This window comes from Paraburkholderia terrae, assembly GCF_002902925.1.
Lineage (GTDB): Bacteria > Pseudomonadota > Gammaproteobacteria > Burkholderiales > Burkholderiaceae > Paraburkholderia > Paraburkholderia terrae.
The window spans coordinates 1400468-1413241 of sequence record NZ_CP026112.1; the positions used below are offsets into that span (position 1 = coordinate 1400468).

Sequence of the window (12774 nt, forward strand, 5' to 3'; positions counted from 1 at the left end):
TGAGAACCGAAATGAGCGCGAGGTGCGAGGACTCAGTCCATCGTACGCGCATTAGTGCATTTGTACAGTGAAACTTTGCTTTCCGAACCGCTTGAAGCGGGCGTTTCCGGTAGCGGCCGATGCCCGCCGGAATGCGCAGCGCAAGGGGACCACGCGTGGAGTACCATGGCGCGGCAACCCATCAATCCGTCAGCTCATCGGACGCCATCCACGCGGGTCTTTCACTCATCAGGCTCAGATGAACAACTTCACCGGCAAGGCGCTGGCGGGCTTCATGAACGAACGTGAATTGCTCGATAACTGGTTGGACCAGCATCTTCCCGTGTCGTTGAGGCGAGGCCTCACGACAGAAGCCGAGATGCGCAGTCAGTTCGCCGGGTTCATGGAAGTTTTTCTCGACACGCTAAGGTCGAGTGACACGCTTGACGCAAACCGTCCCGAGTGGGAGCCCGTGCGTGTACGCCTGGGCGAGATATCGGAGCAGCGCACGAGGCAAGGCTTCACGCCCGTCGAAACCGCGGCATTTGTGTTCTCGCTGAAGCATCCGCTCTATACGCAGTTGCGCGTGGCATTCGGCGATGACATGACCGCGCTCGCCGACGCCAACTGGTCCATTAATCTGCTGCTGGATGCGCTGGGCCTCTATACGACAGAAGTCTTCCAGCGCAGCCGTGAAGCAACCATTGCCCGGCAACGTGAAGAACTGCTCGAACTGTCGACACCCGTCGTAGAGCTGTGGGAAGGTATCCTCGCGCTGCCGCTCGTCGGCACGCTCGATTCGGCGCGCACCCAGGTCGTGATGGAAAACCTGCTGCAGAGAATCGTCGAAACAGGCGCCGCCGTCGCAATCATCGACATCACGGGTGTGCCGACCGTGGACACCCTCGTTGCGCAACACCTGATGAAAACGGTGGCGGCCGCGCGATTGATGGGAACGGACTGCATTATCAGCGGTATTCGCCCGCAGATTGCGCTGACGGTCGTGCATCTTGGCGTCGATCTGTCCGGCATCACGACTCGCGCGTCGCTTTCCGATGCATTCGTCGTCGCGCTGCGCATCGCGCAGGCGACCAGCACCGGCATCACGGCGCGCAACGCTTAACGGCGGCCTGACCCGCGACAACATCAAGCAACCTCTTCTCGCTGCAACGACCTGCGCCCGATCGCCTCCATCAAAACCTGTACAGGACTTTTTACCGATTCACATCCACTCGCGCAGAATGCAGATAATTTCTTTTCCACGTGGTAATTTGGCGGGGGAATTCGCCACAGACATTCTGGTCCGCGAGACGGTAGATGGAAAAATTGCCGAGCAGTGAAATCCTCCTGACGTCCATGGGAAGCTCCGCGTCGCGGGCTGCGCGTCAGCATGAACTCGTCGTTTGTTTTGGTCAGACCGCCCTCGCCGCACATAATCTCACTTCCGTGCTGAACGAAGCGTGTCGCACAGTGGCCGACGGCCTGGGTTCCCACTTCGTCAAGGTGCTGCGCTACGTGCCCGAGCACGATCATCTTCTGCTCGTAGCGGGCGTGGGTTGGTCACCCGCTGAAATCGGCTTTGCAAGGTTGTCGGCGGACAATGGCAGCCCTGCGGGCTACGCAATCGCCAACGGCAAGGCCGTGCTGTCGAATCACCTCGCATCGGAGTTGCGCTTTCGCACACCAATACTGCTCGAGCGCTACGGCATCAAACGGGCGATCAACGTGCCGATCCGCGGCGTGCCCTCTCCGTTCGGCGTGCTGGAAGCCGACAGTCCCGACGAAGAAGCGTTCATCGCAAGCGACATCGCCTTTGTCGAAGGTGTTGCGAACATCATCGCCATGTCGGCTGAGCGGCTGGCCGCCGAAGCCGGAGAACGACGCTCCGAAGAACTGTCCACCGACATCCTGTATGCAAGCCCCGACCCCGTCACAGTGATGACGGAAGACGGCGTCGTGCAGTCGATGAATGCTCGCGCGATGTCGCATGTCGGCGTGACCGACGTTGCCGCCGTGCAAGGCGTGAAATGGGCGACGCTTTGGCCGGCACAATTTCAATCCGTCGTTGAAGGGGCCGTCGCCCACGCCCGGACAGACTCGCCCGCCCGCTTCGAGGCGCCCATCGTCGCCGCTGACGGAGCCCAAACATGGTGGGATGTCTCCGTGTCGAAGATCGAGCCGCAGCATGGCGTGCCGGGGCGTCTCGTTGCCGTCTCGCGCGACGTCACCGAGCGTCATGAGCAGGAAGCCAGGCTGGCGGCACTGATCAGCGATCAGGAGCAGCAACTCGGCGCGAACGAGGCAATGATGAAAGAAGTCCATCATCGCGTGCGCAACAGCCTTCAGCTCGTCCAGACCTTGCTCGGCCTGCAAGGCAATCTGGCTCCCGAGCCTGCCGTCAAGGCACAGCTCAAGGCGGCAGCCGTTCGCGTCATGACGGTCGGTTCGGTCCATCAACGCCTGTATCAGGACAACGGCTCCGCGGCGACCGATGCCGCGCGCTATCTGCAGGGGCTGATTACCGACCTGCAGGCAGTCATCGGTGAGCGGCCGATCGAACTGCTTGCCGATCCCATCATCGTGCCTGCCGTGCGCCTGAGCCCGCTTGGTCTGATTACGGCGGAACTCGTCACAAACTCGGTGAAATATGGGCGCGGAAAGATCTCTGTATCGCTACGTGCAGACGCCCCAGACTCGGCACTATTGAGCGTCCTGGACGAAGGGCACGGACTACCCGATACCTTCCCGTCGCCCGAGGGAACAGGGCTGGGCTTGCGGCTCGTGCAAACCTATTCGGGTTTCGGCCGTGACGCGCTGAGCGTGGACCGATCGGTGCCGTACAGCAAGATCGACGTGCGGTTCCGTTTGTGACAGACTGGCGCATCATCGCGCAATCTTCACTGTTTTTTGGTGCATTCGCGCGTGATCGCCTATCTTTGAAGCGCGGGTACGCAGTGTGCGAGAAGACCATGTAGCAGCGCTTTCCGGGCTGCGGGCAATTCAGCCGGCAGGTCTACCGAAGGCCAATGTGAACGTTTCTTCCCGCAGCACAGATGAGAGACCCGCCATCCTTCTCGTTGACGATGCGACCGATGCGCTGGAAGCATGGGCACTGCTTCTGCGCATGGAAGGTTTCGAGGTCGTGACGGCGACGGGTGGTCTGGACGCGTGGCATAAAGTCCAGCAGTCGCCGCCAGCGCTCGTCATTACCGACCTGATGATGCCCGGCATGAATGGACTTGCGTTGTGCCGCGCTTTAAAGGCCGATAGCAGGCTCGAATTCATACCGATCATTCTCTGGACGGCGGCAACGATCAGCGTCGGCGAACCGGTTTTCGATCGCTTCCTGGTCAAACCCGTTCTACTCGATACGCTTCTCGAGCATATCCGCGTGTTGCTCGTAGGGCCCTGAAAAGTACCGGGTCAACTCCACCAGGCAGATCGGTTGATGGGTGAATCCGAACGACACCCGCAAAGCTGCGCTCTTCTTGGGGAAGTCATCATGGCGACGACGGACTCACTGCTGACGCTGGCCGAGTATCTGGAAATATCGCTCGATAACGGCGGCAGCGTGCTTGTGATGCAGATGTGCGACGGCCTCTGTGCGATATACGTCGGCGACGCAACTAAAGCCCAGGATCATTGGCGCTATCACGGTGCGATCAGCGCTTCGATTGTCGACGACATTCTGAGGCTGACCCGCTGCGGACGTAACCACCTCGAAATTGGCGGCCAGAAGTACCGCTTCATTCGCAGCGCCGCGCACTTCGAGGATAGGGGCGCGACTGTCTTCGCCACGGGGTAGGCACGCGCTCCGCTTTTATTTGTCACTCTGTCACGAACCCGGGACATATTGCATAACCGCGCGACGGCCGCCGCCCTGCTCTGGCGCGGCAAAATCAATGGCACCTTCCTTGCGTTCATCGCACCTCCAACGTCGTCCAATCAAAGAGGAGGTCCACGATGAGCATCGATCTGACATTCCGCGCCGGTGAAGCCACCGTCTTCGCGGCGCCCGGCCAGGTGACGGACGCCATGCCCGAAATCCTGATCGGCCGCGTCGACGGCCCGGTCGGGCATGCGTTCGCGAACATGATGGCGCAGAGCAAAGGCCACACGGCGATGTTCGCGATTCGCGCCTGCAACCAGATGGTACGACCCGCGACGATGATCGTCCCCAAGGTGACGCTAAGAGACATGGCGACCATAGAACTGTTCGGTGGCGTCGTGCAGTCGGCCACGGCCGATGCGATCGTCGATTGCCTGATCGAAGGCATCTTGCCGAAAGACCAGGCGAACGAGCTTTGCATCGTCAGTCTGGTATGGATCGATCCGCGCTGCGTCACAGATGCGAATCTCGACAAGAAGGACATGTACCGCACGAACTACGAAGCGACCAAGCTTGCGATCCAGCGCGCAATGAGCAACGAGCCGAGTGTGGATACGCTGATCGCCAACCGTCATACGATCAAACACGACATGGACGACTGGAGTTGAACGTCGTGCGTCCGGCGACCCGACCCGCCGTGCGATTGCAAAATCGCGCGCGCTCCGCAAAAGCATAACAAGGCGGCTTACAGCACCATAACGTCACGTCGGTCCGACGTGAACGCAGCGCCGCGTTTTCGACGCGGCCGCCCCGTCCTCTCGTACGACAAACACCCCATGTTCGCGGTACTCTCCTAATCCGGCACCTTTTCTGCCACGACGCATTCCGCAATGGTTTCAACAGGACATGGTCCGATGCCCAACGACATTCCAGAACCCCAAGCCGTCACCACCCCCATCAACCGCAGCGCGATTTTCATCGTCGCGACGCTCGTCGACGGCGAAGCGCACGCCGACACCGCGCGCGCCTGGTGCGCGGACGTCGCCGCGCTCGTACGCTCGGTCGGCAAGCGCGTTCCGTCCGGCAACCTGTCGTGCGTGGTCGGCTTCGGTTCCGGCGCATGGGACAAGCTGTTCGGCGCGCCCCGCCCTGCGCAGTTGCACCCGTTTCGCGAGTTCGGCCCGAGTGAGCGCCGCGCGATCGCCACGCCGGGCGACATCCTGCTGCATATCCGCGCCGACCAGATGGATCTGTGCTTCGAGCTTGCGACGCAACTGGTGAACCGGCTCGGCGAGTCGGTCCAGGTCGTCGATGAAGTGCATGGCTTTCGCTATTTCGATCTGCGCAGCGTGGTCGGCTTTGTCGACGGCACAGAGAATCCGACGGGACGCGAGGCCGTCGACTTCACGATGATCGGCGACGAAGACCCCGAATTCGTATCGGGCAGCTACGTGCTCGTGCAGAAGTACCTGCACGACATGGCGGGCTGGAACGCCCTGTCCGTCGAGACGCAGGAGCGCATTATCGGTCGCACGAAGCTCTCCGACATCGAGCTCGACGATGCCGTCAAGCCGACTTCGTCGCACAGTTCGCTGACGACGCTCGTCGAGAACGGACAGGAAGTGAAGATCCTGCGCGACAACATGCCGTTCGGACGCCCGGGCTCCGGCGAGTTCGGCACGTACTTCATCGGCTACGCGCGCTCGCCCGATCCGATCGAGAAGATGCTCGAGAACATGTTCGTCGGACGCCCGCCCGGCAACTACGACCGGCTGCTCGACTTCAGCCGCGCGGCCACGGGCGGACTGTTCTTCGTGCCCTCGGCGCCGCTGCTCGAAGCGCTCGCCGAGCGCGATCCGCAAGCGGTGAGCAATGCTGCCGACGCGAGTCCGAACGTGCCCGCCGACCTCCCCGCATCCGCCGAACCGACTCACGACGGCTCTCTGAATATTGGCTCTTTGAAAGGAACTTCTCAATATGAATAACCTGCATCGCGAGCTTGCCCCGATCTCCAGCGAAGCCTGGTCGCAAATCGAAGAAGAAGTGGCGCGTACGTTCAAGCGCTCGGTCGCGGGCCGCCGCGTGGTCGACGTGAAGGGCCCCGGCGGCGTCGATCTGTCCAGCGTCGGCACGGGCCATCAGACGACGATCGCGGCGCCGCATCACGGCGTCATCGCGAAGCTGGCCGAGGTCAAGGCGCTCGTGCAGCTGAACGTGCCGTTCGAACTGTCGCGCGATGCGATCGATGCCGTCGAGCGCGGCGCGAACGACTCGGACTGGCAGCCCGCCAAGGATGCCGCGAAGGAACTCGCGTACGCCGAAGACCGTGCGATCTTCGACGGCTACAAGGCGGCGGGTATCGTCGGGATTCGCGAGGGTTCGTCGAATGCGTCGCTCACGCTGCCCGCCGATGTCGCGGACTACCCGGATGCAATCGGTGGCGCGCTGCAGCAGCTGCGGCTGGCGGGCGTCGACGGCCCCTACTCCGTGCTGCTGGGCGCCGACGCGTACACGGCGCTCGGCGAAGCGCGCGATCAGGGCTATCCCGTGCTCGAACACATCAAACGGCTCGTGAACGGCGACATCATCTGGGCGCCGGCTATCGAAGGCGGCAGCGTGCTGTCGATGCGCGGCGGCGACTACGAGCTGCATCTCGGGCAGGACGTGTCGATTGGCTATCAAAGCCATACGGATTCGGCCGTGCGCCTCTATCTGCGTGAAACGCTGACCTTCCTGATGCTGACGGGCGAGGCGTCGGTATCTGTGGTGCCGGCGGAGTAAGCGCCAGGCTCAGCGCGCGATGCGCTGAGCTTCACTTGTCAGGCCAGCTCTTCAGCACGGCGGCGACCAGTTGACGAAGCTGGCGCCGCGTCGCACCGCCTCGCGCCTGCACAGCCAGGCCCTGAATGAACGTCGATATGAACGCGGCCGCATCATGGCTCGTCATACTTGCGGGCAGCGGGCCCGCATCCTTCACGGCCTCGAAGCGGGCGCGCAAACGGCGCTCGAATGCGTTACGGCTTTCCGACAGTTCATCGCCTAGCGGGCGCGCGTCCCCGCTGCACGCCAGCGCCGCCAATGTCACCAGGCAACCGGACGGCGTGTCCTTTCCCGTATGAAGCTCGACGATGCCATCGAGCAGCGCTTCGACGATCCGCTTCGGCGTCGGTTGCGCCAGCGCATGCACGCGAAATCCCAGATGGTCGCGATGGTAGCGCTCGACGACCCGTCGAAACAGTCCTTCCTTGCTTTCGAACGCCTTGTACAGGCTGGACTTCGTGAGTCCCGTCGCTTCCTGAAGATCGGCTAGCGAGGTCGAGTCGTAGCCCTTGTCCCAGAAGACATGTAAGGCCTGATCGAGAACGTAGTCTTCATCGAACTCTCGTGGACGTGCCATTTCAACTCCTTCTATCTCTGCCGACATTGTAGACCAGACGGTTCCCAACCTCGTTCGATGCAATCGAACGTTACGGCCAGGACCTTCGAACGACATTTAAAACCGATTGGTCCATAATTCGCTCCATCGTCACCGGCAGTGACATTCAACACGGAGCAGACCATGTCGAAGGGATTGCAAGAAACGCGTATCGCCGTCGTCTACCACAGCGGCTACGGACACACACGGAAGGTCGCGGAGGCTGTCGCACGCGGCGCGGGCAGCGTCGAGGGCGTCGAGGGCCTGCTGATCCGCGTCGAGGATATCGACGGACATTGGGACGCGCTCGAACAGGTGGACGGCATTGTTTTCGGCGCGCCGACGTATATGGGCAGCGCATCGGCCGAGTTCAAGAAGTTCATGGACGCGACATCCCGCAATGTCTTCGCCAAGGGAAGCAAGTGGGCGGACAAGGTTGCCGCTGGCTTCACCAACGCGGCATCGCGCTCCGGCGACAAATTGGCGACGCTTCAGCAGATCGCGATCTTTGCCGCGCAACACCGGATGCACTGGGTCAATCTTGGCCTCCCGCCCGGACACAATCATTCGAAATCGACGGAAGAAACGTTAAACCGTCACGGCTTCTTTCTCGGTGCCGCGGCGCAATCGAACGCCGACGAAAGTGCCGACGTCACGCCGCCCGACGCCGATCTGCGCACCGCTGAATTTCTCGGCGCCCGCGTGGCGGCAGTGGCCGCGCAACTTGCTGCGGGCCGCGCCGTGCTGAATGCCGCTGAAGCCGCCGTTTAATCTCCCCTCGTTCAAATGCAGGAGCCTCTCCATGTCCGAAACCATTTCGTTCATCGTCCGTCTGCCCGGTAAGCCGGAAGCACGCGAAGAACTTTATTCGAGCCTCGTGAAGGTGCTCGACGCCATGTCGCATGAGCCGGATTTCGTGAACACTTACCTCCATCGGTCTACAGAAGATCCCGATACCCTGGTACTCTATGAAACCTGGGCGTGCAGCGCGGAGTACTTTGTCGACTATCACCTGAAGAAAGACTATCGGGTTGACTATGAAGGCAAGCTCAAGAACCTGTTGAAGTCCGAGCGGCGCATCGAATGGCTCGAGCCCATCAAAGGCTACGAGCGTGCAGTCAACTAATGAATGAACGGGCGGCGGTCACGCTGTCCCGTCCACATAATTCGATCGCGGTGACGGCCTCTGAAAGAGGCTCGCCACCGCACGCGTTTTCCGTAGTCTCGTGCGACCCTGGCCCATCATGAACAACCCGGTTCTCAGACGACTTGGCGGACTTGCGCTCTCCAGCATCACGCTCGGCGTTGCCCATGCGCAATCGTCGTTGTCTATCAGTGGCCACATGGATGGCGGTGTCGATTACATCAGCAATCAGAATGGCGCGAGGAGCGTGCTATTCGATAGTGGCATTCTGGCGCCGAACCTGCTTACTATCAAAGGGCGCGAAGATCTGGGCGGCGGAAATTCAGCACTGTTCGAACTGACTTCGCAATTCGATCTCGGGACGGGACAGACCATCCCGCAAGCCGGCGACATATTCAACCGCACGGCACTGGTGGGGATCGAAAACAGCCATTGGGGAACCGTCACGTTCGGGACGCAGTACGACTTCATGTTCTCGACACTGACGCTCAACCGGTTCGACGGCGCATTCCTTTACGGCGGCCTGTACGGATTCCGGCAAGGTCCCTTCTCCGCGCTCGGTGTGCCGGAGAATCCCACGGGTGCATTCGACTTCGACCGCATGGCGGGTGCGACGCGCGTCTCGAATGCAGTCCGGTACGAGACACCCAGAATGGCGGGCATGCAGGCGGGCGCATTGTACGGTTTTGGCGGCGCGCCCGGTTCGCTTGCCAAAGACTCGACCATGAGCTTCGGCGCCAGCTACGTGCGCGGCCCTTTCGCAATGGGCGCCGCCTACGTCGACGTGCGCTATCCCGAACTCGACGGTGGCTATGGGAGCATCAGGAACTACGGCGTCGGCGCGCATTACGAGTTTCGTCAACTGCTCGCCATGCTGCTGTACACGAACACGCGCAATACGCAATCGGGCGGCGCCGTCGATGTCTACAAGGTCGGCGGATACTGGCAGCCTGCCGGTCCGTGGGCGTACGGCATTGACTATCAGTTCATGCGCGGCAATGCCGAACTGCAACACAACCACGCACACCAGATCACGACCGCTATCCAGTACAACTTCTCGAAGCGCACCACGGCCTACGCAGAAGCCATCTATCAACGCGCCAGCGGCGACAACGACGCCCAGGCATGGATAAACGGCCTGTTGCAGGCCGATGGCGGCTCTTCGAGCCAGAATCAGGCGCTCGTCAGAATAGGCCTCCAGACTCGCTTTTGAGCGCTCTCGCTTTGGGCAGTTCAGGCACTACGGCGGCCAGAATCATCCTGTTGTGATTCGCCGGCAAATACGTCGGGCTGACGCGGGGACGATAGACGGCATCGCCGCGGCAAATCGGCATGCCCGACAACGCACAATACGCGTCGATCCGCGCGATGCCGATACGCCATACCTGGTTCGCGTAATGGCCCGAGCGCGGATCACTCCAGTACACGCTCAGAGACTTCGATGACAGTTGCTCCAGAATCGAGACACGCGAAGGTGGCGCTTCGAGCTCGGCGGGACTGAATGCCTTGTTGATTAGCTGCCTCGGCAGGCGCCGTTTTTTCTTCAGTGCGCAGTGCACCCGGATTGTCAGTTGCAGGGCCTGCGGATTCGGCACCAATACGCCGAGCAGCGCGCGTCGAACGATGTCGTCTTCAGACTGACTGGTCATCTATCCCGCTCCATCGCAACGTGTGTGTGGATGGATTACGCGGCGCTCCGCGTGATCCACGGTTCGGATTCCCCGTCTCCGTTCTGACGCCTGTGCCTGCAGAAGGTGTCAGTCTATTTTAAGTCGATTATGGTCCATTTGGTCCACAATGTAAACGCTGACTGCAATGCAACTCGTTCGATGATCCAGAACGTTTCCATCGACATCCATGCATGTCATTGGAAACCGATTGGTCCATAATGTTTTTAACACGGCGCGATGCAGAGGTCCAAGCAAGCATTGCTTCCGTTAGAGTCGTGTAAAGCGCGGTCGTCGACGGCCACCGCCGACACGACATTTCCTTCGGTACTTTGACTCAGCAGGAACGATCATGGAAAAGTTGACCAGCAAGCGCGCGAAAGTGAACGGCATCACGCTCCACTACGTTACGGCGGGAAATCCCACCGGCCCCGTTGTCCTCGCCATGCACGGATGGCCGCAAAACCACCGCGAGTTTCTTCCCGTCATCGAGGCGACAGGCGGCGAATACCGTTTCATCGTCCCGGATCTGCGCGGCTATGCCGACAGCGACAAGCCCTATTCCGGTTACGAGCCGAAAACGATCGCGCAGGACATGCTCGATCTGCTCGAAGTGGAAGGCGTCGAGCGCTTTCATATCCTGAGTCACGATCTCGGCGGGCCGCCGTCGGTGGCGCTTGCGTACATGGCTGGCGACCGCGCGATCTCGCTGTCGACGATCGAAACACCCTACTTCGGTCTCGACTTCCCGGGCTACGTCGATCCGCGTGTGCCGTACTGGCACCTCGGCATGCACATGAATATGGACATTACGCGCTTTCTGATCGAAGGACGTGAAGAACAATATCTGCGTCATTTCTTCCGCGACTTTGCCTACAACCCGGATGCGATTCCCGAAGAGGACGTGCAGCGCTATGTGATGCAAATGAAGCAGCCAGGCAACCTGCGGGCGAGCCTGAATCACTATGGCTATATCCCGCAGATGGCTGAGCAGACGGCGGAACTCGCCAGAGAGAAGCTGAAAGTGCCCGTGCTCGCGTGGGGCGGCAGCCACTCGTTCGGTTCTCACACCTACGACAGCGCGAAAGCGATTGGCGTCGACGTTAGTGGCGGCGTAATCGAAGCAACCGGCCACTGGGTCTTCGAAGAGAAGACAGCGTTCATTTCGCAGGAACTGCGCACATTCTGGCAACGCACGGACCGGGAGCAGGCATGAGTTCGCTGACAGACACGAAGGGGCAACGTGCGTTCACGCTGTCCCGCGTCGACCACACGGGCATCACGGTATCTTCGCTGAAGGACTCGCTGAGATTTTGGGTCGATGTGCTGGGTTTTCGGCACCTCTATACGTGGGATTTCGAGAACGATGCGTTCATTGAGAATCTCGTCGGTGTCGAAGGCGCGGCACTGAGCCTCGCGATGGTCGAAGGCTACGGGCATCAGATCGAGTTGCTGGAGTACCACGCGCCCGCCGACCGCACGACCATTCACGCGCGAGCCAGCGACGCGGGCTTCATCCATATTGCCATGTATGTGGATGATCTCGACGCACTGCTGGAACGGATCGGCGAAGCGGGATGGCACCCCGTCGGGCCGCCGCAGCGTGTCGAAGGCGGCGAGCGCGATGGTCTGAGGCTCGTCTATGTCCGTGGACCGGACGGCGTGACGCTAGAGTTTCTGCAACCGCAATCGGTATCGTGACTAGCCGTTAGAGACGGAAAACGTGTAGGCAAAGCGCTCGCGACATCGGTCGTGAGCACTTTTCCATTCGGCACGCCCTACTCCCGAAACCGCGCCCCGGTCCAATCCGCCTTGCGCGCCATCGCGACGAACGCGCTCAGATAATCGATCGCATCGTCCGCCTCGCGCGTGCCGAGAAAAATCTGCTTCGCGATGCCCTTCTTGCCCAGGCGCAGCGGCGTGAGCGGCATCCATCCCGCGTACTCTTCCGCGAGCCAGCGCGGCAGCGCCGCGACGCCGCGTCCGCTCGCGACCATCTGCAACATGATGTCGGTGGTCTCGATCACCTTGTGCCGTCTCGGCACGACGTTCGCGGGCGTCAGGAACTGCGTGTAGATGTCGAGCCGGTCGGTTTCGACGGGATAGGTGATCAGTACTTCCGCCGAGAGTTGCTCTGGCGTCACATAAGGCTCGCTGGATAAAGCATGCTCGTCCGCGACGACCAGCACCTGCTCGTAGTCGAACACCGGCTCGAAGCGCAAACCGGGCTTTTTCAGCGGATCGGGCGTGACGAGCACATCGATGTCATAGCCGAACAGCGCGCCAATGCCGCCGAACTGAAAGCGCTGCTTCACGTCGACATCGACATCCGGCCAGCGCGCGAGATACGGCGAAACCACCTTTAGCAGCCACTGATAGCACGGATGACATTCCATGCCGATGCGCAACGTGCCGCGCTCGCCCTGCGCGTATTGCTTCATGCGTTCTTCCGCGAGCTCGAATTGCGGCAGCAGCCGGTTGGCGAGACCGAGCAGGTACTGGCCCGCCTGCGTGAGACGCATCGATCGGCCCTCGCGGGTCCACACGGGCGTGCCCAGTTGCTGCTCGAGCTTCTTCACCGTGTGGCTCAACGCCGATTGCGTGAGATTCAGCACGTCGGCGGCGCCCGTCAGCGAACCTTGCCGCTCCACTTCCCTGACGACCATCAGATGACTGCGCTCCAGCATTGCGGCTCCATGAGCAAAATTAATCGATGTATGAAATAAATCCATTTTCATTC

Annotated in this window: 15 protein-coding genes; 12 read left to right on the forward strand and 3 right to left on the reverse strand. The window is 61.0% G+C overall.

Annotated elements, in window-relative coordinates; all coding sequences use genetic code 11:
* Positions 1-238: 238 nt before the first annotated feature.
* From C2L65_RS22475 to C2L65_RS22505, 7 genes are all read left to right on the forward strand, one after another.
* Positions 239-1102 (forward strand): STAS domain-containing protein, encoded by an 864-nt coding sequence (locus tag C2L65_RS22475; protein WP_042314461.1) that lies wholly within the window; start codon positions 239-241, stop codon positions 1100-1102.
* Between the two features lie 194 nt (positions 1103-1296).
* Positions 1297-2850, forward strand: coding sequence for a sensor histidine kinase (locus C2L65_RS22480; RefSeq protein WP_042314462.1), 1554 nt, complete (start codon positions 1297-1299; stop codon positions 2848-2850).
* Positions 2851-2935: 85 nt separating this feature from the next.
* Positions 2936-3391: a response regulator gene (locus C2L65_RS22485; protein WP_229514401.1), complete on the forward strand. Its 456-nt coding sequence runs from the start codon at positions 2936-2938 to the stop codon at positions 3389-3391.
* A gap of 90 nt (positions 3392-3481) precedes the next feature.
* Entirely contained in the window at positions 3482-3784 is a 303-nt protein-coding gene (locus C2L65_RS22490; protein WP_007746891.1) for a hypothetical protein, read from the forward strand.
* A 158-nt stretch (positions 3785-3942) separates the two neighbouring features.
* A complete protein-coding gene (gene fae / locus C2L65_RS22495) occupies positions 3943-4476 on the forward strand; it encodes a formaldehyde-activating enzyme (protein ID WP_007746889.1) in 534 nt (177 codons plus the stop codon).
* A gap of 246 nt (positions 4477-4722) precedes the next feature.
* Positions 4723-5793 carry a Dyp-type peroxidase gene (locus C2L65_RS22500; protein ID WP_042314464.1) on the forward strand — a complete coding sequence of 357 codons (1071 nt, stop codon included), beginning with the start codon at positions 4723-4725 and terminating at the stop codon, positions 5791-5793.
* Complete coding sequence (locus tag C2L65_RS22505) at positions 5786-6589, forward strand: family 1 encapsulin nanocompartment shell protein (RefSeq protein WP_042314465.1); 804 nt, start codon at positions 5786-5788, stop codon at positions 6587-6589. The genes C2L65_RS22500 and C2L65_RS22505 overlap by 8 nt, the downstream gene beginning before the upstream one ends.
* 31 nt (positions 6590-6620) lie before the next feature.
* On the opposite strand, the gene C2L65_RS22510 is transcribed toward C2L65_RS22505, so the two are convergent.
* Positions 6621-7205: a TetR/AcrR family transcriptional regulator gene (locus C2L65_RS22510; RefSeq protein ID WP_042314466.1), complete on the reverse strand. Its 585-nt coding sequence runs from the start codon at positions 7203-7205 to the stop codon at positions 6621-6623.
* 162 nt (positions 7206-7367) lie between these two features.
* On the opposite strand from C2L65_RS22510, the gene C2L65_RS22515 reads away from it, so the two are divergent.
* The 3 genes from C2L65_RS22515 (at position 7368) to C2L65_RS22525 (ending at position 9580) form a co-directional block, all read left to right on the forward strand.
* Complete coding sequence (locus C2L65_RS22515; RefSeq protein WP_042314467.1) at positions 7368-7994, forward strand: flavodoxin family protein; 627 nt, start codon at positions 7368-7370, stop codon at positions 7992-7994.
* 31 nt (positions 7995-8025) lie between these two features.
* On the forward strand, positions 8026-8349 hold the full coding sequence (locus tag C2L65_RS22520; protein ID WP_042314468.1) for a putative quinol monooxygenase: 324 nt from the start codon (positions 8026-8028) through the stop codon (positions 8347-8349).
* 118 nt (positions 8350-8467) lie between these two features.
* Positions 8468-9580, forward strand: a complete 1113-nt coding sequence (locus C2L65_RS22525; RefSeq protein ID WP_042314469.1) for a porin — start codon at positions 8468-8470, stop codon at positions 9578-9580.
* Here C2L65_RS22525 and C2L65_RS22530 read toward each other — a convergent pair.
* Positions 9552-10016: a DUF3331 domain-containing protein gene (locus C2L65_RS22530; RefSeq protein WP_042314470.1), complete on the reverse strand. Its 465-nt coding sequence runs from the start codon at positions 10014-10016 to the stop codon at positions 9552-9554. The genes C2L65_RS22525 and C2L65_RS22530 overlap by 29 nt on opposite strands.
* A gap of 370 nt (positions 10017-10386) precedes the next feature.
* On the opposite strand from C2L65_RS22530, the gene C2L65_RS22535 reads away from it, so the two are divergent.
* Both C2L65_RS22535 and C2L65_RS22540 read left to right on the forward strand, forming a co-directional pair.
* Positions 10387-11250, forward strand: coding sequence for an alpha/beta fold hydrolase (locus tag C2L65_RS22535; RefSeq protein ID WP_042314471.1), 864 nt, complete (start codon positions 10387-10389; stop codon positions 11248-11250).
* Positions 11247-11735 (forward strand): VOC family protein, encoded by a 489-nt coding sequence (locus tag C2L65_RS22540; protein ID WP_042314472.1) that lies wholly within the window; start codon positions 11247-11249, stop codon positions 11733-11735. The genes C2L65_RS22535 and C2L65_RS22540 overlap by 4 nt, the downstream gene beginning before the upstream one ends.
* A 77-nt stretch (positions 11736-11812) precedes the next feature.
* Here C2L65_RS22540 and C2L65_RS22545 read toward each other — a convergent pair whose 3' ends face one another.
* Positions 11813-12766 carry a LysR family transcriptional regulator gene (locus tag C2L65_RS22545; protein ID WP_174485098.1) on the reverse strand — a complete coding sequence of 318 codons (954 nt, stop codon included), beginning with the start codon at positions 12764-12766 and terminating at the stop codon, positions 11813-11815.
* Positions 12767-12774: the final 8 nt, after the last annotated feature.

What these genes read in the sequence shown, in the direction of transcription:
- C2L65_RS22540 (WP_042314472.1), top strand. Translation starts at nt 11,247, where the DNA reads ATGAGTTCGCTGACAGACACGAAGGGGCAACGTGCGTTCACGCTGTCC.
- C2L65_RS22500 (WP_042314464.1), top strand. Translation starts at nt 4,723, where the DNA reads ATGCCCAACGACATTCCAGAACCCCAAGCCGTCACCACCCCCATCAAC.
- C2L65_RS22520 (WP_042314468.1), top strand. Translation starts at nt 8,026, where the DNA reads ATGTCCGAAACCATTTCGTTCATCGTCCGTCTGCCCGGTAAGCCGGAA.
- C2L65_RS22525 (WP_042314469.1), top strand. Translation starts at nt 8,468, where the DNA reads ATGAACAACCCGGTTCTCAGACGACTTGGCGGACTTGCGCTCTCCAGC.
- C2L65_RS22480 (WP_042314462.1), top strand. Translation starts at nt 1,297, where the DNA reads ATGGAAAAATTGCCGAGCAGTGAAATCCTCCTGACGTCCATGGGAAGC.
- C2L65_RS22530 (WP_042314470.1), bottom strand. Translation starts at nt 10,016, where the DNA reads ATGACCAGTCAGTCTGAAGACGACATCGTTCGACGCGCGCTGCTCGGC.
- C2L65_RS22505 (WP_042314465.1), top strand. Translation starts at nt 5,786, where the DNA reads ATGAATAACCTGCATCGCGAGCTTGCCCCGATCTCCAGCGAAGCCTGG.
- C2L65_RS22535 (WP_042314471.1), top strand. Translation starts at nt 10,387, where the DNA reads ATGGAAAAGTTGACCAGCAAGCGCGCGAAAGTGAACGGCATCACGCTC.
- fae (WP_007746889.1), top strand. Translation starts at nt 3,943, where the DNA reads ATGAGCATCGATCTGACATTCCGCGCCGGTGAAGCCACCGTCTTCGCG.
- C2L65_RS22490 (WP_007746891.1), top strand. Translation starts at nt 3,482, where the DNA reads ATGGCGACGACGGACTCACTGCTGACGCTGGCCGAGTATCTGGAAATA.
- C2L65_RS22475 (WP_042314461.1), top strand. Translation starts at nt 239, where the DNA reads ATGAACAACTTCACCGGCAAGGCGCTGGCGGGCTTCATGAACGAACGT.
- C2L65_RS22545 (WP_174485098.1), bottom strand. Translation starts at nt 12,766, where the DNA reads ATGGATTTATTTCATACATCGATTAATTTTGCTCATGGAGCCGCAATG.
- C2L65_RS22510 (WP_042314466.1), bottom strand. Translation starts at nt 7,205, where the DNA reads ATGGCACGTCCACGAGAGTTCGATGAAGACTACGTTCTCGATCAGGCC.
- C2L65_RS22515 (WP_042314467.1), top strand. Translation starts at nt 7,368, where the DNA reads ATGTCGAAGGGATTGCAAGAAACGCGTATCGCCGTCGTCTACCACAGC.